Source organism: Crinalium epipsammum PCC 9333 (genome assembly GCF_000317495.1).
Taxonomy (GTDB): Bacteria; Cyanobacteriota; Cyanobacteriia; order Cyanobacteriales; family PCC-9333; genus Crinalium; species Crinalium epipsammum.
The window spans coordinates 3,755,494-3,778,571 of record NC_019753.1; the positions used below are offsets into that span (position 1 = coordinate 3,755,494).

The following is a 23,078-nucleotide window of genomic DNA, read 5'->3' on the forward strand; positions in this document are numbered from 1 at the left end:
AAAGATCAAAAAAGTAATATATCTTACCCATGACTAGGGGAAAAAGAACTCAAGCACCAGAACTGGAAGTAGGATTGCTCCGTGAAGGGATTGCTGAATCCACTCATCGCGTCCAAGCAGTTGTATGTGATAACAGAGGGCGTGTTCTGTCAGTAGCAGGTAATGCAGAAACGGCATTTTTTGTCCGTTCAGCACTTAAACCTTTTCAAGCCTTGGCAGTCACGACCACTGGAACACTAGAACGCTACAATCTTACCGACCGAGACTTAGCGGTTATTTGTAGTTCCCACCAGGGAAACATTGAACAGACACGGCAAGTTTTTAATATCTTGTGGCGCTGTGATATAGATCCATCTATACTTCAGTGTCCAATTCCAGAAGGTAAGCGTAGCCCTCTAGAATATAACTGTTCCGGCAAACACGCGGGAATGTTAGCTGTCTGTCAGCAACGAAGTTTGCCGACTAGCAATTATTTACAGCGCAACCATCCAATTCAGAAGCTAATTTTAAGTAAAGTGTCTGAATTGCTGCGGATGCCTGGAGAAGAATTTATCGCAGTACATGATGACTGTGGCGCTCCTACTTATTTGATGCAGATGGGGCAAATAGCTTCCCTCTATGCTCACTTATCTTCTGGTGAAAATTTAGACTTAGAGCGGATTGTGCGTGCCATGACTCATCATCCTGCATTGGTGGCAGGAGAAGGGGAATTTGATACGCGCCTGATGGAATTAACAGAGGGAGAATTGGTAAGTAAAGCTGGAGCCGAAGGAATTCAGTGTATTGGTAGAGTTGGCGAAGGCATGGGTTTGGCGATTAAAGTAATCGACGGAGCCAAACGCGCTAAGTATGCTGTAGCAATCCACTTACTTCAGCAGATGGGCTGGATTAGTCCAACCGTTGCTGAAAGCCTTTCAGAGACGTTTATCAGCCTCGGAAGATTTAAGCGTTTAGAAGTAATTGGAGAACTTTCGCTTTTATAGTTGCCAAATCAGGAATGTTATGGTTATACTATAGAAGACGACGCGGGATAGAGCAGCCTGGTAGCTCGTCGGGCTCATAACCCGAAGGTCAGTGGTTCAAATCCACTTCCCGCTACCAAATAAATTAAAACCCTGTAATCAAGAGATTGCAGGGTTTTTGTTTTATTAAAAGAGAATTCAGGATCATGTAGAGACGCGAAATTTCGCGTCTCTACCCCTATTGATTTTTGAAGTCAAAAAGAAAAGTCCATGACGTTGAAAATCTCTGACGCTAACATATCAAAACCTGTTGTAGGCGGTCTGGTGCAGCGCCTTGTTCGACCGCCGTTGATACATTACGGCGGATGTGGTGGACTGCCTCCATCGTCAATCACCAGAACTTTGAAGCCAAACGATTCCACAAGAGCCTGCATACAACCTGTGCCGCCATATGGATAAGCATGGGCGTAAAAATTAAGACGCGCCGTATTCAGGCTTACTTTTTCGCATGACAGCAAAGAGAACTCGCCGTTTTTGAACGCATCAATCATTGAGCCAAAATCCCAGCCGCAATTTAGCGACGGGTCTGTCCAGAGAGCATCTTCTTCAGGCGTTGACCATACAAAATACTTGCGTGCCTCTTCGTCAAACAAAGACAAATATTGCTCGTCGTCACTTATATTATCTTCATCTTTATCCATTTTGAGTTGGTTAAAAACTCTTTGTAAATCTTCAAATCTCTTATCATCGGTAACGGCAAACTCAATATATTCGCTCACCTATTTAATCCCAATTATCATTGGCTTAGAAAAGATTACAATTTTACTATAAAAAAATGTGTTTTTATGACTCAAGCAATTAATAACTCACAACTCATGCTCAATGAATTTCAAAATTTATCTGCCGCTCAACAGCAGGAAGTAATTGATTTTATACAGTTTCTGCAATATAAAGCAGCACAAAAGAATGTGTCAGAACTCCGACGTATTTCTGCTTATGAAGCAGCCCAACAGTGGGCGGGATGTGTTGATAGTGGATTAGGCGACCTTTCGACTAATAAAGATTATTTAGAGGGATTTGGTAAATCGTGAAGTCAAAGGTAATTTTAGATACAAGTCCTTTAGTAGCTTTTATTGATCAAGGTGATAACTTTCATGGTTGGGCGATAGAAACTTGGAAAAGTCTCGCAATACCTTTATTTACTTGTGAGGCGGTAATTGCTGAATCGTGTTTTTTACTACGGCGAACTTACGGCGGACAGGATGCTGTTATGTCAATGCTGGAGGCTGGAGTAATTAAAATACCATTTCATCTAGATGATGAAATAGGAACTATCCGCGAGTTAATGAGAAGATATCAGAATGTACCAATGGCTTTGGCTGATGCGTGTTTGGTAAGGATGAGTGAGTTAATAGAAGGCAGTGAGGTATTAACTTTAGATAGTGATTTTAGGATTTATCGCAAGAATAAGAATGAGGTAATTGATCTGATTATGTCTGATAAGTTATGAACTTTTTCTCCCTCCTCTCCCCTCCCTTCTTCGGCTATACCTAGCTCCGCATACGTGAACACCGATCTGTACGATCGCACTATCCTTTCTACAATGACCTTAGTAGAACAAATTTATATAAAAAATTACTAGGGAGGTTATAGGGAAGTATGCAACCAACTAATCCTAATCAATTTACCGAAAAAGCCTGGGAAGCGATCGCACGTACCCCAGATGTGGTTAAGCAAGCGAGTCAGCAACAAATTGAAGCTGAACACCTGATGAAGGCGCTGCTAGAACAAGAAGGACTAGCCAGCAGCATATTTACCAAAGCTGGTGTAAGTATCCAGCGCGTGCGAGATTTTGCGGAGCAATTTATTCAGCGTAATCCTAAAGTATCAGGTAGTGGCAGTTCTGTTTATTTAGGGCGTAGTCTTGATGCACTCCTGGATCGGGCTGAAGCGTATCGTAAAGAGTATGGAGATGACTTCATCTCGATTGAACATCTGATGTTAGCTTATGCCAAAGATGACCGCTTTGGTAAAGCTTTATTCCAGGAATTTAAACTTGATGAAGCGAAACTCAAAAATATCATCACCCAAATTCGCGGGAGTCAAAAAGTGACTGACCAAAATCCAGAAGGCAAATACGAATCGCTGGAAAAATACGGGCGTGACCTGACACAATATGCCCGTGAAGGTAAACTTGATCCAGTAATTGGGCGAGATGATGAGATTCGCCGCACCATCCAAATTCTATCCCGTCGCACTAAGAATAACCCTGTGCTAATTGGAGAACCAGGGGTTGGTAAAACTGCGATCGCAGAAGGACTCGCACAACGGATTATAAGTGGAGATGTACCGCAATCTTTGCGCGATCGCAAGTTAATTGCCTTAGATATGGGCGCTTTAATTGCTGGTGCTAAGTTTCGCGGTGAATTTGAAGAACGCTTAAAAGCTGTACTTAAGGAAATTACCGATTCTCAAGGCAAAATCGTCCTATTTATAGATGAAATTCACACCGTTGTCGGTGCTGGCGCTACTCAAGGTGCAATGGATGCCAGCAACTTGTTAAAGCCGATGTTAGCGCGGGGTGAATTGCGTTGTATTGGTGCAACAACTTTAGATGAATACCGCAAATATATTGAGAAGGATGCAGCTTTAGAGCGTCGCTTCCAACAAGTATTTGTGGATCAGCCAAGCGTCGAAGATACGATTTCAATTTTGCGGGGTTTAAAAGAACGCTACGAAGTTCATCACGGGGTAAGGATTTCCGATAATTCCTTAGTAGCAGCCGCAACTTTATCTACTAGATATATTAGCGATCGCTTCTTACCAGATAAAGCAATTGACTTGGTAGACGAAGCTGCTGCAAGGTTAAAAATGGAGATTACCTCCAAACCTGAAGAACTTGACGAAATTGACCGGAAGATTTTGCAGCTAGAAATGGAGCGTTTATCGCTGCAAAAAGAAAGTAATCCCGCTTCCAAAGAACGGTTAGAAAGATTAGAAAAAGAACTCGCTGATTTCAAGGAAGAACAGCGCACGTTAAACGGTCAATGGCAGTCTGAAAAAGATGTTATCAACAAAATTCAGTCGATAAAAGAAGAAATCGACAAAGTTAATATTGAGATCCAACAAGCTGAACGCGATTACGATCTCAATAAAGCAGCAGAACTCAAATACGGTACATTGACCGAACTGCACCGCAAATTAGAAGATGCTGAAAGAAACCTCGCAGAAGCTCAAACCAGTGGTAAATCTCTGTTGCGAGAAGAAGTTACTGAATCGGATATTGCGGAAATTATCTCTAAATGGACTGGGATTCCAATTAGCAAATTAGTGGCATCTGAGATAGAAAAACTCTTACATTTAGAAGATGAACTGCACGAACGGGTAGTTGGACAACATGAAGCGGTGACTGCGGTTGCAGATGCGATTCAAAGATCCCGTGCTGGGTTAGCTGATCCTAATCGTCCCACTGCTAGTTTTATCTTCCTTGGCCCTACAGGGGTAGGTAAAACAGAACTGGGAAAAGCACTTGCTGCTTACCTGTTCGATACGGAAGACGCTTTAGTGCGGATAGATATGTCCGAATATATGGAGAAACACGCCGTTTCTAGATTAATTGGTGCGCCTCCAGGGTATGTCGGTTATGAAGAAGGCGGTCAACTAACTGAAGCTATCCGTCGTCGTCCTTATTCAGTCATCTTATTTGATGAAATTGAAAAAGCACACCCCGATGTTTTCAACGTAATGTTGCAAATTCTTGATGATGGTCGAGTTACAGATTCTCAAGGTCGTACTGTTGACTTTAAGAATACGATTATCATTATGACCAGTAATATTGGATCGCAATTTATCTTAGATATTGCTGGTGATGAAACCCGCTATGAAGAAATGCGGAGTCGGGTGATGGATGCGATGCGGAATAGTTTCCGTCCAGAATTTCTCAACCGAATTGATGAAATTATTATCTTCCACGGTTTGAGTAAAGCTGAACTGCGGTATATTGTGCAGTTACAGATTAAGCGGTTACAGGAAAGATTGCGCGATCGCAAGATGTCTTTAAAACTTTCTGAATCTGCCTTAGACTTCTTAGCAGAGGTGGGATATGACCCTGTATATGGTGCGCGTCCACTGAAGCGGGCGATTCAACGAGAATTAGAAACCCAAATTGCTAAGAGTATCTTACGAGGTGACTTTAACGACGGTGACACCATCTATGTAGATGTGGAAAATGAGCGTCTTGCTTTCAAGCGTTTACCCGCAGAGTTACTAACTGCACAATCAAGTTAATTTAGCATTGTTGCCGTTAGCTTTTACTTTTGGGCGCACATATAATTAATGCGCGCCTTTACAATTTGATTGCACTTTGCCTAAAAAACCAAAATGCTTGAAATTCACAAATATTATGTTTTTGACGAAAATCAGCAACCTATTGCTGTACAAATTTCCATTTCTGAATTTACTCAAATTGAGGAAATTCTAGAAAACTATGGTTTAGTCAAATTGATGGAGTCAGCAGAAGATAACGAACGACTATCTAAAACTCAAGCTTTACAATATTATCGATCGCTAAAAGGTAAGAATGTGGACAATTAAATTAAATATACTAACACAGCAACAGTAGAGACGCGATATATCGCGTCTCTACATTATTTAGAACTTTCTACAGAGGAATCTGTAATTACTAAATTAGTTGATGTATTGATTGCCTTAAGGGAAGTCTTTTGAAAAGGATTGTGAAAAAACGACCCCGTTTGAGGTGGTAGTGTCGGATCTAGAACAATTTCCGCCAGACTCTTAAATACACCTGTAAGTGGAATTGCTAAAATTACGCCTAATATTCCACCTAATTTTGCTCCTAGTAGTAATGACACAAATATTATTACAGGTGATAAACCTGTCAGATTACCCATTATACGGGGAGCTACTAAATTATCTTTAACTTGTTGCAGTGCGATCGCAACTACTAAAACTTTTAAAGCTAACCACCAGTTAATAAAAACAACTATAACTGTGACTATAGCAATTCCTAAAGTTGCTCCTATAAATGGAATAATTTCCATTATTCCTATAATAACAGCAAATAATAAAAAGAAGGGAACTTGTAAAAAAAAGAAAGCTGGTGTTAATGCTACTGACATAAATAAACCTAGCAACAGTTGCCCTGTAACAAACCTTTGCAAATTTCTGGCAAGCGTATCTGTTAAACTTGATTGAATTAGAGGAGAGAAAATACCTGTAAAATTCTGCCAAACTCTTTCAGCATCAATCAACATATAAAAAGAAATCACCAAAACTAAAATAAAGTCCAAAAATCCATTAAATGTACCTAAAACTAAGCCAAAACCTGTTGAAGTAAGTGTTGAAGCTAGGGTTTGTAATCGAGCTAATAGTTGAGAAGCCAGTATTGGTACATCAAATGGTAAGTTACGCTCTACACTCCAGCTTTGAAATAGAGATAATTGTTGTCTGGCTGAATCTAATAGAGATGGAAAATTAGTTAATAATTGTCCTGCTTGGTTAAACACAGGTGGTACTACAGTTAAAGCAATGAGTACTACAACTACTCCAGCTAATAGATAGACCAGTAATGCTGCTATACTTCTTGGTAGAAATGGCTCTAAAATAACAACAGCATAGTTGAGTAAAAAAGCGATTAGCCCTGCCGTCAGTAAAATACTAATCAGTTCACCAACATAGCTTAACGTTAAAACTGTCAACCATCCAGTTAATAAAATTAGCGACCATGTGATCAGGAATTGCTGGAAAGGGGAAAAATATCGGTTCATTGCTCTAATTCAGATATATCTTAATCAATGTGCTGATAACTTTTATATAAATTATGGAATGAATAAGCGTCAAGTTAAATTTTCAAGGATATATTTTTAATTATGACTTAAAATTTCAACGTCCCAGCTTTTAGGAAATTAATTGCTTTAAATTATTAACAACTTCAAGAAGCTGCTGCGGATGCTCGATTAAATAATCTGGGTTTTGATTACTTAATATTTGTTGAGAATTAAACCCCCAGCTAACTGCAACTACTTGAATATTACTTTTTTTTGCAGCCTCTATATCTCTGGTTTCATCTCCCACATATATAACATCTGATAAATGGAGATTTTGTTGAGTCAGCACATTATTAATCACTTTGTTTTTCCCAAAAATTGTAGTGCCTGAACAAATAAAACTAAAAATTTGATCTAATTGATTATTTTCTAAAAATAATTGAACATTGTCTTGGGAGTTTGAAGTAATAATACCTAACTGGTTGCCCTGAGATTTTAGCTCCAGCAATGCTTCTTTCATTCCTGCAATTGGTTTAACTAATTTAATGTCTTTATGTAATTCTTTTTTAATTCTTCTCAAAATAAATGGCAGTTTCCAAATAGAAACACCTGCTTGATAAATAATTTCTCTAGTGGTTAAATTCCTAAAAACATCAATATCTTCTGGACTAACTGATTTATATCCAAATTCTTGAGATAAACGCTGAATAATATTAATCAACGGCTCAAATGTATCAGCAATAGTACCATCAAAATCAAAAATTATTAGTTTCACGGTTATTGATGTGTATAGATGTCAATTTTGTAAACATACTGTATTTTGGAGCCAGTATCCTTTTTTTAGATAAATCTCATAATAATAATGGATAAGGATTAGTCAGCTAGTCGTCAAATGGGGTTTGAAGTGTTGCCAAATTAGCTTTAGCATTGCGTCGGAGCATTTCTGGTTTAATCCGTCGCAGGGCGGATGCTGTAAATCTTTGATTCCACTCTGCATCAGAGATTTCTGCTAATTCGGTGAGGCGAGGTGCAATATTTGCAGGATAAGGTTGAAAATCTGCTACATCTGTGTTTTTGGCAAAACGTTGATTCCAGGGGCAAACATCTTGACAAATATCACATCCTGCAATCCATCCTTGTAAATGAGGCGCGATCGCATCTGGCAATTCTTCCGCCCGATTTTCAATTGTATGATATGCAATGCAACGATTAGCATCTATTACAAAAGGGTATCCCTGCGCGTCATCCTGCGCGACAGCACGAATCGCATTTGTAGGACAAGCCTCAATACAACGAGTACAATTACCGCAGTGGTGCGTGTGCGGCGTATCTGCTGTCAACTCTAAATTAGTCAGCACTTCCCCTAAAAATACCCAAGAGCCAAATTCTCTAGTAATTACATTTCCATTCTTAGCAATCCAACCAATTCCTGCACGTTGCGCCCAAACTTTATCCTGCACTGGCGCAGTATCAGCATAGTAACGAGCTTGAATACCTTCACTTTGCTCTTGCAGCCAATTAGATAACGCTTTGAGCTTTTTATGTAAAACCTTATGATAATCCCTTCCCCAACCATAGCGGGAAATTTTGCCATATTCTCGACTTTCTGGGCGCTGGTGAGGAGTGTAATAATTGAGAGCAACACAAATTACTGATTTCACCTCTGGCATTAGCAAGTGGATATCGTGACGCTTGGGGTTTGCCATCCATTCCATATCGGCGTGATAGCCTAGCGCCATCCATGCTTGCAATCGCTGTACTTCTACGCCATTAGTAGCGTTAGCATCGGCAATTCCTACCTGATGGAATCCTAACTCTAGGGCTTTTTGCTTAATTTCATCGCTGCTAACTAACACTTTTTTCGGCAATTACTTGAGAGCGCATTTGATCGGGATATCTATTATACAAGTAGAGACGCGATATATCGCGTCTCTACATCTCAGGCAACCAATCAGAATTGACAGAAAGTGTTTTCGTCAGCAAAGGGTGATTCAATTAAGTTAGATTAATATTCTTATCCTAAAAAGGAATTTGTGATAGTTTCTTCTTGAGTAAAAGGAGACTCTTGGGGAAAGAAGTTTAATTTAATTTTTGTTTCTTCGGAGGCTTTAAGACGAGCTTTTTGATAACAATCATTAAATATTTCTTCAACTAAAGGTTTTAAACTAGGACTATCTTCAAGTAATACTTCAATAGAGATACGTTGTTCAGTAATTGTACTCCGCCAGCTTTCACTACGCTTTTTTGGTTGATACTGCCATTTGAGGAGGTGCATTAATAATATAATTAAACGGCTTTTTAACTCCCGTTTTTCACTTCTTCCCATGCTTTCAATTTCTTCAATGAGATTAGGGATATCTATTTCATGTAATTTATGTTCTTTTAACTGTTGAGCAGTTGTTTGTGTCCATAAATAAAAGTCTTGATCGTATAGAGTATTGGGTGTTGAGATAGCTTGATTAAGCATACATAACTCCTTTTTAACCCACTATAAATATTATCTTATGGCATTAGGTCAGAAAATTAAGGTTGGATTATATAAGTTTTACGGAAATTTTACAAAAATATTCTGCAAAATCCCTCTAGAAGAGTAGGTATTAGCTGGCAATTCTATTGAATAATAAATCAATATTTTACAAATAATTTTATGACACTTGCTGAAGACTTACCCCTAACTACTGAATCTGCCTCTGTTACTGAAATAAAGATTGAAGGAATTACAGAACCAGTATTGGTGCGTTACTTTGAAACCTTAAACGCGGGTGATTTTCAGGCGACAGCAGCTTTATTTGCCCCACAGGGGACAATGTATCCGCCATTTGAGGAACCAAAGGTAGGTAAAGATGCGATCGCAGCTTACTTAGAAGCAGAAGCCCAAGGAATGATTCTATCTCCCAACCAAGGCATTGCTGAAACTTTAGAAGATGGCTTAATTGATATTAAAGTTAGTGGTAAGGTTCAAACTCGCTGGTTTGGAGTGAATGTTTCCTGGTCTTTTGTCATCAATTCCGAGCGAGAAATTCTTGAAGCTACTATTAAATTATTAGCTTCTCCTCAAGAGTTACTAAGCATGAAGAAATAGCTATCTATTACCGAAAGAATGACGGCTTTGGGCTGCCCGTCTTTAGGATAAGTTGTTTTATGAATTAGAGGATTTTGGTGCTTCAGGCAAATTTACTTCTAGCTTGAGACAGTTGCGCCCATTTACTTGTAGACGGTATTCCACTCGATCCATTAACCGATTCATAATTAACCAACCATAGCCGTTTTCCTGTTTATCATCAGGATTTGGTGGGAGATAGCTAGAAAGATCAAATCCTTTGCCATGATCCCAAATTTCTAAGGCAAGGTCACGATCTTTTAACTCTAAACGAATTAATACAGGTAAATTTGGTTGGTTTTTATGGGCGTGGCGCACTACATTTGAGTAGGCTTCTACCAAAACTAATCTTAAACGATTTGCTTGGCGTGTCCAATCAACAGATTCCCCTAGTTCAGCTTCTAAACTGCCTAGCAGCCAGTGTTCTACAATTGCTAAAAACTTTAAATCGCTAGGTATATGTAACTCTGTTTTCATATCCACTTAAGAAACCTCTAAAGAAAGTATAGTTTGATCGTCTTCCTGAATATTATTGGTATGTTCTCGTAGACGAGCTAATAAATTATTCAAACTAAAAGTTATTGGCTCTTTAATTAATAGTTCCCAAAGTCCCTCTTGTTTGAGCATTGAACCAGTACTTAGTTCAATGCTAGTTTGCTCTCCTGCTGCCAATGCTATCGGCTCAGTAATTGTTGCTTCAGTAATACCATCGCTAGTCAAGAGGAAGATTTCACCGGAATTTAATATTATATGTCCCACTGCTCGTTTCCATATCGGTAAAATCCCTAATGGAATACTTCGCACCTTCAGAAAATCGGGTTCAACTTTAACACATTCTGAGGATTCCTTTTGTTGAACTACTGTTTGGTGAGACCAAATTAAAGGGTAAATGTGACCAGCATTAGCATAGGCTAACTCCTTTGTGGTTGGGGTATAACGCGCCAGCACCATTGTAATAAAGCAGTTGTTGCTAACTAAATCGTCAGACATGATGGCGTTGAGATTTTGCATCACTACATCTGGCTCTGGAGATATTTCTTGAGCTAGTTCCCGCCGTAAGACTGAAATGGCACTTGCCATAAATAATGCTGCTGGTACTCCTTTACCAGATACATCGCCTACAGCTAACCAAATATCACCTTGAGGATGGAAATAAACTTCAAAAAAATCACCGCCAACTTCTCTAGCTGCGTAACAGCAAGCTTGCACTCGCAAACCTTCAACTTCGGGCCAACTTTGACGTAGTAGGTTATTTTGGATTTGACGAGCAACTGCTAGTTCAGCTATCATTTGCTCGGCTTGCTCTTGGGTACGCTGATAGAGTTTTGCTTGGGAAATAGCTAGGGCAGCTTGCTCTGTGACACCTTCTATTAGTTGTACTTCTTCTGGTGACCAGGGAGGAGAGTTAACGTACTGATAAATAAACAAAACTGCCAGTAGTTGCTGCTGATAAATCAGGGGGACAATTAGCTGAGTATATTGGTTGTCGTTGTCCTCAATGTGAATAATTTGTGTCTGGGTGTTTCCCAATACGTCTTGCATCTGCACTTCTGCCTGGGAAGGTAGTTCAGTCCCTGTCGCGTCTGGTGCATAGAAGGAAAAAGCCTCTGGGGTGATGCGATCGCTCTCTACTGGTCTTAAAATACAACCTGTTGCTTTGAATGTTTGACCAATTGTATTCACAATAGTTTGTAGCATACTGCGATAGTCTAAAGACTCCCGAATCGCAGTTGTAACAGCATTAAATAAGGATTCTCTCTGGAGCGCACGCCGCAGTTCATCTGTCCTGCGCTTTAATACTTTGTAGGTTTCTGCTGCTTGTTGGACAATGCCTTTTAATTTATCTGGATTCCAAGGCTTAGTAATGTATTTAAATACCTTGCCTGAGTTGATCGCATCTACCAAATCGTCAACATCAGTATAACCAGTTAACAAGATCCGAATTGTCTCTGGAAACTGTTCAGCTGTTTGACCCAAAAATTCTGTGCCGTTCATCTGGGGCATACGCTGATCGGAAATAATCACAGCCATTTCCCCTTCAGTTTCCAGCACTTTCAAAGCACTCAAACCACTATCGGCTTTATAAACGCGAAAATCACGCCTAAACGTTCGGTATAACAAATCCAAGTTGTCAGACTCGTCATCAACTACCATCAACTTGAGTTTTTTTTGATCTACCTGACTCATGCGATCGCTCCACTTCCAAATTGCTCAAATACAATGAACAATTAACAATTAACAATTACCGAGCTAGAAACACGACGAATACTTTGATCAGCAATAGTTGATCTATTTTCAAGAAGATTTATTAAATTAATTTAGAGAATACAGGGCTTGTATAGTCAAGCCCTTACTGCTATAGTCAAGCACTCATTTTTAAGTTCGTGTCAATCAATCAAAGTTGAAAATGCCCTAATTTAAGGCATTCCCAAATAATTTATCCAACTAAGCCAGATCTTAAAGCACGTACAGCAGCTTGAGTACGGTCATCAGCACAGAGCTTGTTTAAGATGTTGCGGACATGAGTTTTGACAGTTCCGACTGTGATGAATAATTTCTCAGCAATTGTGGCATTGCTGCAACCTTCAACAATCAGTTGTAAAACTTCTAATTCCCGTTCGGTGAGAGGATAAGCTTCAATTAACTGACTGTATTCTGGCTCAGAAGCATTAATCGTAACTGTTTTATTCAATGCTGCTGGTTCGACTGCTTGCTGGTTACTTTTTGTCTGCTTGAGGACAATTCGAGCGATCGCGGGATCAATCCAAGCGTTGCCTTCGTTTGTTACTTGCAGTGCTTCTAGCAAGTTATCAAAGCTGATATTCTTCATGCAGTAGGAGTCTGCCCCAGCAGCGAAGGCAGCTAAAACTGCATCTTCGTTGTCTTGTAACGTCAACACCAAAATTTTTGTGGGCGTATCTTCGTTGCTTTCCTTGAATTTTTTAAATTGCCGAGTTAATTCAATTCCGTCTATATCTGGCAAGCCAATATCAACAATGGCAACGTCCGGTTTAGAGGTTTCCAGCAATTTTAGACCTTCTGAACCATTGGCAGCTTCGCCAACAAATTCAATCTCGCCACGCTGTTGCAAAGCTGTTCTAATGCCAACCCGCGTTAGATCGTGGTCTTCAATCAGGGCTACTCGAATTGTACTCATAGTCAATGTTCCACGCTTTCCGATTCAAAAACTTTTTAAATAGAGTGTATAAGCTTTTGGCAATTACGTTAAATCAAGTCCACCCATTGGCAGTTGAATTAGTTTTGGCTTAGTGGATAAATTCAAAGAGATACATTTTGCGCGAATCTTGCTATTAGCATCAACTTATGATCCAAAAAACGCTGGTTTGCCTGGAGACGAGCCAAGATTAATTACGGGTTTTTATTTCCAGCAATTAATCTTTAAGCGATATACACCATTGCGATCGCTCTTTAGGATATAGCTAGTGTGATTGTACCATTGGTAAGTTGCACAAGCTGGTTTTGTTCTGCTGCCATCGAAAGTTGGCATAATCCAGTTGAAGTTAGATCAGATGAGTACATTTTTCCACCACGACCCCTCTACAGTTGACGCAGGTGAAATTCAAAGATTACACCTGCAAATAGATCGGCTTGAGCGTTGTTTAACAATTAGCTCTGCTCGTCAGCATCAATTAATGGCAACAATGCCAGAGATAGCATGGATTGCTAATGCTGATGGTTCAATGATTGATTTTAACCCTCGTTGGTATGAGTATAGCGGTTTAGGGATCGCGGAATCATTAGATTGGGGTTTCTTGAAGGCGATTCATCCAGAAGATCGCGATCGCCTGATCTGTGCTACTCAGCAAACAAGCACAGATCAGCAAAGTTATTCATCTAATTTACGCTTATTAGGTGCAACAGGAACTTATCAGTGGTTTAAAGCGCAAGCATCCCCAGTAGTGGCAGGCGATGTAGTGGAGTGGGTGGGAACTTATACGGCAATTGTTTCTCAAGAAGATTCAGCAGAAACCAATCTTTGGGTAGATGCCTCTCAACAAAAAACTGAAAGCAAACAAATAGAAGCAGAACGCGATCGCTTTTTTAACCTTTCAATTGATTTACTTTGTACTGCTAGACTTGATGGCTATTTCCGACGTATAAATCCCGCGTTTGAAAAAACCTTGGGATATACCAAGGAAGAACTATTAAGCCAACCTTGGGTCAATTTTGTGCATCCTGAAGATCAAGCTGCAACCCTTGCTGACTTGGAAAGTTTGGCTACAGGTCAACCGACTTTTTACTTCCAAAATCGCTATCTTTGTAAAGATGGCTCATTTAAGTGGCTATCTTGGGCAGCATTTCCAGTAGTAGAAGAAAATTTGGTGTATGCAGTAGCACGTGACATCACAGCTTCTAAGCAGATCGAAGAGACGCTAAGGCGACGGGAACAGGAATTTAAAACACTCTTAGATAATACACCTGATGTAGTTCTGCGTTGCGATCGCGATCTCCGCTATGTCTATGTGAATGCGGAAGTCGAACGCACAACGGGTATGCCAGCAGCAAGTTTTATTGGTAAAACTTTGAGAGAATTAAATTCTCCACCAGATTTATGTGAAATTTGGGAAACAACTTTGCGTCAAGTATTTGAAACAAATGAAGAACAAGAAATAGAATTTGAGGGTTTGACAGTTGAGGGGTTGCGTACTTATCAATCTCGTGTTGTTCCAGAATTAAATTCCGAAGGTTTTACAGAATATGTGTTGATTGTTAGTAGAGATATTACTGAACTCAAACAAGCTGAGTTAGAAATTCGCAATTTTAATGCTGAACTAGAACAACGAGTAGCTGAACGCACAACTCAGTTAGCAGCAGCGAATCTTCACAAAGATGAATTATTAATATTAGAACAGCAAGCGCGTAGTGAAGCCGAAGCTGCACAACAACGCTATCAAGATTTAGTTAATGGGTTAGTTGATGCAATTGTTTGGGAGTGCGATCCGGTTACGCTGAAGTTTTCATTTGTAAGTCAGAGTGCAGAAAATATTCTATGTTATCCCGTTGTAAGTTGGTTAACGCAAGTTAATTTTTGGGCAAGTTTGATTCATCCTGAAGATCGAGAATGGGTGACAATTTTTTGTAGTGAAGAAACACTTGCTGGTCGAGATCATGAATTTGAGTATCGCTGTATTGCTGCGGATGGGCGGGTTGTGTGGTTACGCGATCGCGCTTATATTGTCCGAGGTGTAGATGGAAAAGTGCAAAAACTGCGCGGTTTAATGCTTGATATTACTCAACAAAAGCAAGCAGAAGCAGAAAAAGAGCAAGCGTTAGCAGCTATTAAATTACGGGCAGATGAATTAGCTAAAATGGCAGCAGTTTTGGCGAAAACTAACGCTATTTTAGAGAAGCGTAACCAAGAACTTGACCAATTTGCTTATGTGACTTCACATGATTTGAAAGCACCTTTAAGAGCGATCGCTAATTTGTCTAACTGGATAGAAGAAGATCTGGAAGATGTTCTTACTGATGAAACTCGACACCAAATGCAGCTTCTCCGAGGGCGCGTTCATCGCATGGAAGGGTTGATTAATGCGCTGTTAGAATACTCTCGGATCGGGCGGGTTAAGAACCAAATTCAACGGGTAAATATTAATGATTTACTAGCAGAAATAATTGAGGCGATCGCACCACCACCACAATTTACCATAGAGGTGGAACCAAGTATGCCTACTATCGTCACTGAATTGCTACCTTTGCAACAAGTTTTTACTAATCTGATCACTAATGCTATTAAACACCATGATCGTGAAGATGGACGGGTGAAAATATCTGTCCAAGATCAAGGGAAATTTTATAAATTTTTAGTAGCTGATGATGGTGTGGGGATTGCGCCCCAATTCCATGAGAAAATATTTGTAATTTTTCAAACTTTACAAGCACGGGACAAAGTAGAAAATACTGGCGTTGGTTTAGCTTTGGTTAAAAAAATAATTGAAAATCAAGGAGGTAGTATTAGCCTAGAATCAGCAGAAGGTCAAGGCTCAACATTTAGTTTTACCTGGAATAAGTGACAATTGGTGATTGGTAATTGGTGATTGGTGATTGGTAATTGGTAACTGATAACTGGTAACTGATAACTGGTAACTGGTAACTGGTAACTGGTAACTGGTAACTGGTAACTGGTAACTGGTAACTGGTAACTGGTAACTGTTCCAGATTTCAGTATTAATACTCAACGCCAGTCATTAGATAGAAGTCGCAAGATATAATTTGTTGCAAAATTGCAGTGTAGTCTGTCTAAAAAATTATGTAGAGATTATGAAATTTTTTTTAATACAGATGTTCTACTTGCTGGCAGCATCTAAAATATCTACCAGCAGAGAAGATATCTTAGCACCTACCTTAAGTAGTAAAATATTAGCTGTGAAACAAAGTTTTATGAATTTAATCGCTAATGCGATCGCACACTATCAACAAACTGGTAGAAAATTAAAGATCGCAGTTGCAGATGCTTAAAAGTTCCTGAAATTAAATCGGCATGATGGAAGAGAAGATGACTAATTTACTCCTGGTTGATGATGATGAAATTGATGTGATGACCGTCCAACGGGCGTTTAAGAAAAACAACATCACAAATAATCTCTATGTAGCTACCAATGGCATAGAGGCATTAGCTATGCTACGAAGCGATACTAATCCTCCGGTTGTGCCTCCCCAAAGAAGATTGATCTTACTTGATTTAAATATGCCCAAAATGGGAGGAATTGAGTTTTTGCGCGAATTACGCAAAGATGATGCGATCAAAGCTATCCCTGTAATTGTTTTGACAACTTCTAATGAAGATAAAGATAAAGTCGAAGCATATAACCTGAATGTAGCTGGGTATATTGTTAAACCAGTAACTTTTAGCAAATTTGTTGAAGCAGTAGCAACTTTAAATAAATATTGGACTCTCAGTGAAATGCCGTAGCAAGGATTAAAGATTTTGAACAATCAATTAAACCTAAAATTACTGCTTCGGCGCGTAGCGCTATCCAAAATCAAAAATAGTTATGGAAGATATTCTCAATATATTGGTGGTGGAAGATGATGAAATAGACCGAATGGCAGTGCGTCGGGCTTTAAAGAAGGCGGGCGTAAAAATGCAAATATTGGAACTAGAAAGCTGTCAAAGTGCGATCGCCACTTTAAAACAACAAAGCTTTGACTGCGTATTTCTCGATTATCGCTTACCTGATGGCGATGCTCTACATTTAGTTAAAAATATCCGCGATGCTAATTTAAAAGTGCCATTAGTCGTATTAACAGGGCAAGGCGACGAACAAATCGCCGTTGATTTGATGAAAGCTGGCGCTTCCGATTATCTTTCTAAAGGAAAAATTTCACCAGAAAGCCTTTATCGCAGTCTCAGCAATGCGGTACGAGTTTCTCGTGCGGAAATGCAAGCTGAATTAGCTACTCAACGTCTGCGGGAAAGTGAAGAACGTTATCGTTTAGTATTAGAAGGTTCTCAGGACGGAATTTGGGATTGGGATCTTGTTAAAAACCAAATTTATTGGAATGACCGCTTATTTGAAATTACTGGTTTATCCCCTACAGAAATAGCAATTTCTTACGAATTATTTTTTGAACTTTTGCATCCAGAGGATCAGCAACGAGTCACAGATGCTTTGAAGGCTCATTTTGAGCATCAAATTGATTATAATATTGAAATGAGGCTTTTACATACCTCTGGAGAATATCGCTATTGCATTGCTCGTGGTAAAGCGCAGCGCGATGATCAAGGTAAACCTGTGCGGATGTCGGGTGTAATTAATGATATCACTGAGAGAAAACGGGCAGAAGAATCTCAGCGTTTTTTAGCTGAAGCAAGTGTGTTACTTTCTGCTTCTTTAGATTACCAAACAACCTTAGAAAATTTAGCAAAATTAGCAGTCCCTCGCCTAGCAGATTGGTGTGCAATTGATGTAGTTGATCCAGATAATTCTTTCCGTAGAATTGCGGTATCTCATGTTAATCCGCAGAAAGAAGAATTAGTTTGGGATTTACAGCGTAATTATCCAGCTAATTTAGACGATCATTATGGATATGCGAAAGTGATTCGCACAGGTGAATCAGATGTAGGTTTTGAGATCACGGAAAATAAATTAGCTGAATTCGCTAACGATAGTAAGCATTTAAAACTTTTACAAGCATTAAATTTAAAATCTTATATTTGTGTACCTTTGGGTGTTTGGGACAAAACTTTAGGATCAATGTTATTTGTCTTAGCAGAATCAGGGCGACGTTTTACTCCAGCAGATTTAGAATTAGCTGAAGATTTGGCACGGCGGGCGGCGTTAGCAATTGAAAATGCCAGACTGTATCGTGAAGCCCAAGATGCCAGTCATAATCTGCGGGAAGCTATTTTGATTTTAGGAGAACAACAGCAACAGTTGCGGACGCTACAACAACTGACAAATTTACTTAATCAACGCTTGACGGATTTACCTGGTTTATTGCGAGTAATGGTTGGGGCAGTTTGTGATGCGATTATTGGTGCTGACTTTTGCTTTATTATCCTGCACAATTCCCAATGTAATCGCTTGGTATTAAGTGTCACCGCAGGAAGTGGTACTGAAAAATTACGCTTGGAAGATGCTTTTTCTCCCGATGAAGGTTTATTAAATCATGTATTTGCTACGGGAGAATCACAGTTAATTCAACGTGATAGTAATGAGCATGAAAAGAGTGAGTTACCAGCTTCGCTTTATGCTGTTGCTATTGAATCTGTGCAAGCTGGTAGATTAGGAGTTTTGGCGGTTGGTAATTGGGAAGATGCTGCTGCTTTTGAGGAGGAAGATAAGCATTTATTAGTAGCGGTGGGTGAACAAGCTGCGATCGCGATTGATAATGCTAGACAAATTAATACTTTAGAAGAAAGAGAAGAGCGTTTAGAACTGCAAAATGAAATTTTAGCTCAACAAAACCAAGAGTTAGAAACCCAACGGCAGCAAATCCAGCTTCAAAATTTGCAACTAATGGAAGTTGCGCGATTGAAATCTCAGTTTCTCGCTACTATGTCCCACGAATTGCGGACACCAATGAATGCAATTATTGGTTTTTCACAACTATTATTACGCCAACGCAATAGTCAGTTAACACCGCTACAAAATGACATGATGGGGCGGATTCTTAACAATGGGAAACACTTATTAACAATTATTAATGACATTCTCGATTTGTCAAAAATGGATGCAGGTAAAATGGAATTAAACTTAGAAGAATTTCATTTAGTGCATTTAGTTAAGGCAACTGCTCAAGAATTGCGATCGCTTGCCGAAGAAAAGCATTTAGCTATGCTCTTCAAAGCCGATATGGAAAACCCTTATGTAATTAACGATATTGATCGCACCAGACAAATTTTAGTCAATTTAATTTCTAATGCCATCAAGTTTACTGAAACTGGTATGGTGGAAATAAAAGTAGAAGAACTGCAATCAGATCAGGTATCTATTACAGTTAGAGATACAGGTATAGGTATTTCTCCAGCAGATTTAGAGCATATTTTTGAAGAATTCCGCCAAGTAGACCAAAGCTTGAAAAAAAAGCACTACGGTACAGGTTTAGGACTAGCAATTACAGATTCTTTAGTGCAATTAATGCACGGTAAAATTTCAGTTGAATCTACTTTAGGTGAAGGCTCAACTTTTAGAGTAGAATTTGAGCGTGAAATAAAAAATTAACTAAACTTAATTTTTGAGAAGAGTTTAAAAATATATCTTATGATAGGGTTAAACATGAAAATATACATTACAATATAATTAAACTAATTTAATGTTAGCTTTTACAGTTTTTAATTAATGGCAGTATAGTCGCGCATCAGGGTTGTGAAAAATTTTTGGTTATTTTCTGCCCCAACGCCAGTTAATTGTTAATTGTTAATTGTTAATTGTTAATTGTTAATTGTTAATTGTTAATTGTTAATTGTTAATTGTTTATTGTTAATTGTTAATTGTTAATTGAAAGATGTCTGATTACAAAATAATTGTCATTGGAGCTTCAGCAGGTGGAGTCGAAGCACTAATCGCATTAGTTAAGCAATTGCCACCAGATTTGCCAGCAGCAATTTTTATTGTGCTTCATATTCCACCACATGGTACTAGCGTTTTACCAACAATCCTGAGTCGTGCTGGCAAACTCAAAGCTGTTCACCCTCAAGATGGACAAGTAATTAAGCCAGGGCAAATCTATATAGCCCCACCAAATAATCACTTACTGATAAAACGTGGTTATATTACCTTAGCTTGTGGTCCCAAAGAAAACGGTCATCGACCTGCGGTAGATCCTTTATTTAGGACAGCAGCCAGAGTATACGGAGCAAACGTAATTGGTGTGATTTTATCAGGATCGCTTGATGATGGCACAGCAGGTTTGATGGCAGTAAAAATGCGGGGTGGTGTTGCTATTGTGCAGAACCCCAAAGAAGCGATGTTTTCAGGAATGCCTACTAGCGCGGTTGAGAACGTCGAGGTGGATTATATTATGCCCTTATCGGGAATTCCATCACTTTTGGCAGAGTTGGTGAATCAACCAGTAACAAAGGAAGAACAGCCAATGCCGGATGAAATGGAGATAGAATCGGATATAGCTGAATTAGAGATTAACGCTGTTCACAAACACGATCGCCCAGGTAATCCTTCAGGTTTTGCTTGTCCCGCCTGTGGTGGTAGTTTATGGGAAATTCAGGAAGGACATTTGCTCAGGTTTAGGTGTCGTACTGGTCATGCTTATTCATCGGGAACACTTTTAGCTGAACAGTCTGAGGCTTTAGAAGAAGCTTTGTGGATAGCGTTACGAGCTTTAGAAGAGAGTTCGGCTTTAGCGGCTAAGTTAGCAGATAAAGCACGCGATCGCCAACACAATAAATCAGCAGAACGTTTTGATGAGCAGTCACAAGATGCCCAAAAGCGTGCTAACGTCATCCGAGAAGCATTATTAAATGACTCTCAACCAAAAGGGTTAAATCATCGGTATGGAAATGGACAATTAGATAAAATTTAATTGGCGATAAGTATGTGGGTGAAATTAAACGTTACCTGCTATGACTGGGACTGGGGACTGGGGACTGGGGACTGGTGAAGTGGAAAATCATTATACGTTTATTTATGCCAACCTACTTAACTAAATTAATTGAAAGTCTAATTAATCAGCTAACGCGCACTTAAATTCTACATTTTATAAGCCAGAGAAAATTTATCAAACCCTATAATCTCTCCTCCCTCCTCTCCCCTCTCCCCTCCCTCCTCCCTCCTCCCCCCTCCCCCTAAAACATAAAACTTAGAAGCACAACAGCTTAACACCAAGGGTTAAATGAATTTTCAACAGGATGTTACCCCTGAATTTCTAGCTTTATTAGATTATATTAAAAATAACCGAGGCTTTGATTTCACTAATTATAAAAGCCCCAGTTTGATCCGTCGCATTCGCTTACGGATGAAGGAAATTGATATTGATAACTATAGTGACTATATAGACTACCTAGCAGTACAGCCAGAAGAGTTTAATCTTTTATTTAATACAATTTTAATCAATGTTACTTGCTTTTTCCGCGATCGCACTGCTTGGGACTACCTTGCCAGTGATATCATCCCTTTAATCCTTGAAAAAAATCCCGACAAACCTATCCGTGTCTGGAGTGCTGGATGTGCTTCTGGGCAAGAAGCCTACACATTGGCGATGGTGCTGGCTGAAATTATCGGTCTTAAGCAGTTTCGGGAGCGAGTAAAAATTTTTGCCACAGATGTAGATGAGGAAGCTCTCAACCAAGCGCGTCAAGGTAATTACTCTCTCAAAGAAGTTAAAGATATTCCCCCTCATTTACTCACAAAATACTTTGATTCTCATGCCAACCGCTATACTTTCAATAAAGAGTTGCGTCGTTGTCTAATTTTTGGTCGCCACAATTTGATGCAAGATGCACCTATTGCTAAAGTTGACTTGTTGGTATGCCGCAACAGCTTAATGTATTTCAACGTTGAGGGACAAAGTAGGCTGCTAGACCGTTTTCACTTCGCTCTCAATGACGATGGTTTTCTGTTCTTAGGTAAAGCCGAAACTTTATTTACCCGCAGTAATTTGTTCACTCCAGTAGATTTAAAACGACGTATATATATCAAAGTTTCCAAAACATCTCGTCAGACAAACCGTTTATTCTCTACTCCTAAAATTAATCAAGAGCCAACACCAAATGAAATGGTTGATGAAAAACTCTTATATGAGGCAGCCTTCAAAGCCGATACCTTAGCACAAGTAGTCGTGGACATTAAAGGTTGCTTGTTTTTGGCTAACGAGAATGCTTACAACTTATTTGGCTTGAATTCCTGGGATATCGGTCGCCCTTTTCAAGACTTGGAAATTTCTTATCGACCTGTAGAATTGCGCTCTCAGATTGATCAAGTTGCCGTTGAACATCGCCCAATTACTTTATCAGAAATAAAATGGTCAACTACTATTGGTGAGATTAAATATTTTGATATAGAAATCATTCCTTTATTAGAAAACCAAACTCTTTTAGGAGTAAAAATAATTTTTAATGACGTAAGTAGCTATCAAAAATTGCAAGATGAGCTAGAACATTCCAACCAAGAGTTAGAAGCTGCTTACGAGGAACTGCAATCTGCTAACGAAGAATTAGAAACTACCAACGAGGAACTGCAATCTGCTAACGAAGAATTAGAAACTACCAACGAGGAATTACAATCTACCAACGAAGAATTAGAAACTACTAACGAAGAACTTCAGTCTACTAATGAAGAACTGCAAACACTCAATCAAGAATTACTGCAACGTAGTTCTCAACTCAACCAAGCAAACTTATTTTTAGAATCAATCTTAACTACATTACACATGGGGGTGGTAGTGTTAGATGATGAGTTGTGCATTCATATTTGGAATTCTCAAGCTACAGATATGTGGGGGCTACGGTTAGATGAAGTTCAAGGTAAACACTTGCTGAATTTGGATATCGGTTTGCCATTAGAGCAACTTCGACAACCGATTAGGCTGTGCTTATCGCCAAATGCGACATATCAAGAGTTAGTATTAAATGCTACAAATCGTCGTGGCAAATCAATAGAATGTCAAATTAGCCTTACACCAATTAATCATACTCAGACAACATTTCAGGGAGTTATTATTTTAATGGAGGAAATCAGCTAGTTTGCAGTTGCCAATTTGGACAGTGATGTAATATATATAAGGCTAAATTTGGATAATTTCCTACAG

The 23,078-nt window shown here is 39.2% G+C and carries 21 protein-coding genes and 1 tRNA gene; 13 read left to right on the forward strand and 9 right to left on the reverse strand.

Annotation, left to right across the window (positions count from 1 at the left end; translation table 11 throughout):
- Window positions 1-29 precede the first annotated feature (29 nt).
- Window positions 30-983, forward strand: a complete 954-nt coding sequence (locus tag CRI9333_RS16410) for an asparaginase (protein ID WP_015204292.1) — start codon at window positions 30-32, stop codon at window positions 981-983.
- A gap of 41 nt (window positions 984-1,024) precedes the next feature.
- Window positions 1,025-1,101 (forward strand) — tRNA-Met (locus tag CRI9333_RS16415).
- Between the two features lie 217 nt (window positions 1,102-1,318).
- Here CRI9333_RS16415 and CRI9333_RS16420 read toward each other — a convergent pair.
- On the reverse strand, window positions 1,319-1,741 hold the full coding sequence (locus CRI9333_RS16420; protein WP_015204293.1) for a hypothetical protein: 423 nt from the start codon (window positions 1,739-1,741) through the stop codon (window positions 1,319-1,321).
- A 66-nt stretch (window positions 1,742-1,807) separates the two neighbouring features.
- On the opposite strand from CRI9333_RS16420, the gene CRI9333_RS16425 reads away from it, so the two are divergent.
- The 4 genes from CRI9333_RS16425 to CRI9333_RS16440 all read left to right on the forward strand — a co-directional run bounded on the left by CRI9333_RS16425 (window position 1,808) and on the right by CRI9333_RS16440 (window position 5,555).
- On the forward strand, window positions 1,808-2,053 hold the full coding sequence (locus CRI9333_RS16425; RefSeq protein WP_015204294.1) for a DUF2281 domain-containing protein: 246 nt from the start codon (window positions 1,808-1,810) through the stop codon (window positions 2,051-2,053).
- Window positions 2,050-2,472, forward strand: a complete 423-nt coding sequence (locus tag CRI9333_RS16430; protein ID WP_015204295.1) for a type II toxin-antitoxin system VapC family toxin — start codon at window positions 2,050-2,052, stop codon at window positions 2,470-2,472. Before CRI9333_RS16425 ends, CRI9333_RS16430 begins: the two co-directional genes overlap by 4 nt.
- A 149-nt stretch (window positions 2,473-2,621) precedes the next feature.
- The gene (gene clpB, locus CRI9333_RS16435) at window positions 2,622-5,249 is read left to right on the forward strand and encodes an ATP-dependent chaperone ClpB (RefSeq protein ID WP_015204296.1); all 2,628 of its coding nucleotides are present in this window, start codon (window positions 2,622-2,624) and stop codon (window positions 5,247-5,249) included.
- 93 nt (window positions 5,250-5,342) lie between these two features.
- Complete coding sequence (locus CRI9333_RS16440; protein ID WP_015204297.1) at window positions 5,343-5,555, forward strand: hypothetical protein; 213 nt, start codon at window positions 5,343-5,345, stop codon at window positions 5,553-5,555.
- 53 nt (window positions 5,556-5,608) lie between these two features.
- On the opposite strand, the gene CRI9333_RS16445 is transcribed toward CRI9333_RS16440, so the two are convergent.
- The 4 genes from CRI9333_RS16445 to CRI9333_RS16460 all read right to left on the reverse strand — a co-directional run bounded on the left by CRI9333_RS16445 (window position 5,609) and on the right by CRI9333_RS16460 (window position 9,215).
- Window positions 5,609-6,748, reverse strand: a complete 1,140-nt coding sequence (locus CRI9333_RS16445; RefSeq protein ID WP_015204298.1) for an AI-2E family transporter — start codon at window positions 6,746-6,748, stop codon at window positions 5,609-5,611.
- Window positions 6,749-6,878: 130 nt separating this feature from the next.
- Window positions 6,879-7,529, reverse strand: coding sequence for an HAD-IA family hydrolase (locus tag CRI9333_RS16450; protein WP_041226089.1), 651 nt, complete (start codon window positions 7,527-7,529; stop codon window positions 6,879-6,881).
- Between the two features lie 100 nt (window positions 7,530-7,629).
- On the reverse strand, window positions 7,630-8,604 hold the full coding sequence (queG, locus tag CRI9333_RS16455; RefSeq protein WP_015204300.1) for a tRNA epoxyqueuosine(34) reductase QueG: 975 nt from the start codon (window positions 8,602-8,604) through the stop codon (window positions 7,630-7,632).
- A gap of 158 nt (window positions 8,605-8,762) precedes the next feature.
- A complete protein-coding gene (locus CRI9333_RS16460; protein ID WP_015204301.1) occupies window positions 8,763-9,215 on the reverse strand; it encodes a DUF29 domain-containing protein in 453 nt (150 codons plus the stop codon).
- 180 nt (window positions 9,216-9,395) lie between these two features.
- Here CRI9333_RS16460 and CRI9333_RS16465 point away from each other — a divergent pair, with 180 nt between their 5' ends.
- Window positions 9,396-9,830 carry a nuclear transport factor 2 family protein gene (locus CRI9333_RS16465; RefSeq protein WP_015204302.1) on the forward strand — a complete coding sequence of 145 codons (435 nt, stop codon included), beginning with the start codon at window positions 9,396-9,398 and terminating at the stop codon, window positions 9,828-9,830.
- Between the two features lie 57 nt (window positions 9,831-9,887).
- Here the strand turns inward: CRI9333_RS16465 and CRI9333_RS16470 are convergent, their stop codons facing one another.
- The 4 genes from CRI9333_RS16470 to CRI9333_RS28155 all read right to left on the reverse strand — a co-directional run bounded on the left by CRI9333_RS16470 (window position 9,888) and on the right by CRI9333_RS28155 (window position 13,356).
- Window positions 9,888-10,325, reverse strand: coding sequence for an ATP-binding protein (locus tag CRI9333_RS16470; protein ID WP_041226751.1), 438 nt, complete (start codon window positions 10,323-10,325; stop codon window positions 9,888-9,890).
- 6 nt (window positions 10,326-10,331) lie between these two features.
- Entirely contained in the window at window positions 10,332-12,035 is a 1,704-nt protein-coding gene (locus tag CRI9333_RS16475; protein ID WP_015204304.1) for a SpoIIE family protein phosphatase, read from the reverse strand.
- 250 nt (window positions 12,036-12,285) lie between these two features.
- A complete protein-coding gene (locus CRI9333_RS16480) occupies window positions 12,286-13,005 on the reverse strand; it encodes a response regulator transcription factor (RefSeq protein WP_015204305.1) in 720 nt (239 codons plus the stop codon).
- Between the two features lie 222 nt (window positions 13,006-13,227).
- Window positions 13,228-13,356, reverse strand: a complete 129-nt coding sequence (locus tag CRI9333_RS28155; RefSeq protein WP_269667412.1) for a hypothetical protein — start codon at window positions 13,354-13,356, stop codon at window positions 13,228-13,230.
- A 22-nt stretch (window positions 13,357-13,378) separates the two neighbouring features.
- Between CRI9333_RS28155 and CRI9333_RS25065 the strand changes: the two genes are divergently transcribed.
- The 6 genes from CRI9333_RS25065 to CRI9333_RS16515 all read left to right on the forward strand — a co-directional run bounded on the left by CRI9333_RS25065 (window position 13,379) and on the right by CRI9333_RS16515 (window position 23,012).
- Window positions 13,379-15,883: a PAS domain S-box protein gene (locus CRI9333_RS25065; protein WP_015204306.1), complete on the forward strand. Its 2,505-nt coding sequence runs from the start codon at window positions 13,379-13,381 to the stop codon at window positions 15,881-15,883.
- 247 nt (window positions 15,884-16,130) lie between these two features.
- A complete protein-coding gene (locus CRI9333_RS16495) occupies window positions 16,131-16,328 on the forward strand; it encodes a hypothetical protein (RefSeq protein WP_041226091.1) in 198 nt (65 codons plus the stop codon).
- A gap of 25 nt (window positions 16,329-16,353) precedes the next feature.
- On the forward strand, window positions 16,354-16,782 hold the full coding sequence (locus tag CRI9333_RS16500; protein WP_041226092.1) for a response regulator: 429 nt from the start codon (window positions 16,354-16,356) through the stop codon (window positions 16,780-16,782).
- An 82-nt stretch (window positions 16,783-16,864) separates the two neighbouring features.
- Window positions 16,865-19,537, forward strand: coding sequence for an ATP-binding protein (locus CRI9333_RS16505; RefSeq protein WP_015204308.1), 2,673 nt, complete (start codon window positions 16,865-16,867; stop codon window positions 19,535-19,537).
- A gap of 283 nt (window positions 19,538-19,820) precedes the next feature.
- Window positions 19,821-20,855: a chemotaxis protein CheB gene (locus CRI9333_RS16510; protein ID WP_015204309.1), complete on the forward strand. Its 1,035-nt coding sequence runs from the start codon at window positions 19,821-19,823 to the stop codon at window positions 20,853-20,855.
- 309 nt (window positions 20,856-21,164) lie between these two features.
- Entirely contained in the window at window positions 21,165-23,012 is a 1,848-nt protein-coding gene (locus CRI9333_RS16515) for a CheR family methyltransferase (RefSeq protein ID WP_015204310.1), read from the forward strand.
- Window positions 23,013-23,078 lie beyond the last annotated feature (66 nt).

Excerpts from the sequence above, each read along its gene's own strand:
- CRI9333_RS16410 (WP_015204292.1), top strand. The coding sequence starts at position 30 with ATGACTAGGGGAAAAAGAACTCAAGCACCAGAACTGGAAGTAGGATTG.
- CRI9333_RS16425 (WP_015204294.1), top strand. The coding sequence starts at position 1,808 with ATGACTCAAGCAATTAATAACTCACAACTCATGCTCAATGAATTTCAA.
- clpB (WP_015204296.1), top strand. The coding sequence starts at position 2,622 with ATGCAACCAACTAATCCTAATCAATTTACCGAAAAAGCCTGGGAAGCG.
- CRI9333_RS16440 (WP_015204297.1), top strand. The coding sequence starts at position 5,343 with ATGCTTGAAATTCACAAATATTATGTTTTTGACGAAAATCAGCAACCT.
- CRI9333_RS16445 (WP_015204298.1), bottom strand. The coding sequence starts at position 6,748 with ATGAACCGATATTTTTCCCCTTTCCAGCAATTCCTGATCACATGGTCG.
- CRI9333_RS16460 (WP_015204301.1), bottom strand. The coding sequence starts at position 9,215 with ATGCTTAATCAAGCTATCTCAACACCCAATACTCTATACGATCAAGAC.
- CRI9333_RS16465 (WP_015204302.1), top strand. The coding sequence starts at position 9,396 with ATGACACTTGCTGAAGACTTACCCCTAACTACTGAATCTGCCTCTGTT.
- CRI9333_RS16470 (WP_041226751.1), bottom strand. The coding sequence starts at position 10,325 with ATGAAAACAGAGTTACATATACCTAGCGATTTAAAGTTTTTAGCAATT.
- CRI9333_RS16475 (WP_015204304.1), bottom strand. The coding sequence starts at position 12,035 with ATGAGTCAGGTAGATCAAAAAAAACTCAAGTTGATGGTAGTTGATGAC.
- CRI9333_RS16480 (WP_015204305.1), bottom strand. The coding sequence starts at position 13,005 with ATGAGTACAATTCGAGTAGCCCTGATTGAAGACCACGATCTAACGCGG.
- CRI9333_RS28155 (WP_269667412.1), bottom strand. The coding sequence starts at position 13,356 with ATGCCAACTTTCGATGGCAGCAGAACAAAACCAGCTTGTGCAACTTAC.
- CRI9333_RS25065 (WP_015204306.1), top strand. The coding sequence starts at position 13,379 with ATGAGTACATTTTTCCACCACGACCCCTCTACAGTTGACGCAGGTGAA.
- CRI9333_RS16495 (WP_041226091.1), top strand. The coding sequence starts at position 16,131 with ATGAAATTTTTTTTAATACAGATGTTCTACTTGCTGGCAGCATCTAAA.
- CRI9333_RS16500 (WP_041226092.1), top strand. The coding sequence starts at position 16,354 with ATGGAAGAGAAGATGACTAATTTACTCCTGGTTGATGATGATGAAATT.
- CRI9333_RS16505 (WP_015204308.1), top strand. The coding sequence starts at position 16,865 with ATGGAAGATATTCTCAATATATTGGTGGTGGAAGATGATGAAATAGAC.
- CRI9333_RS16510 (WP_015204309.1), top strand. The coding sequence starts at position 19,821 with ATGTCTGATTACAAAATAATTGTCATTGGAGCTTCAGCAGGTGGAGTC.
- CRI9333_RS16515 (WP_015204310.1), top strand. The coding sequence starts at position 21,165 with ATGAATTTTCAACAGGATGTTACCCCTGAATTTCTAGCTTTATTAGAT.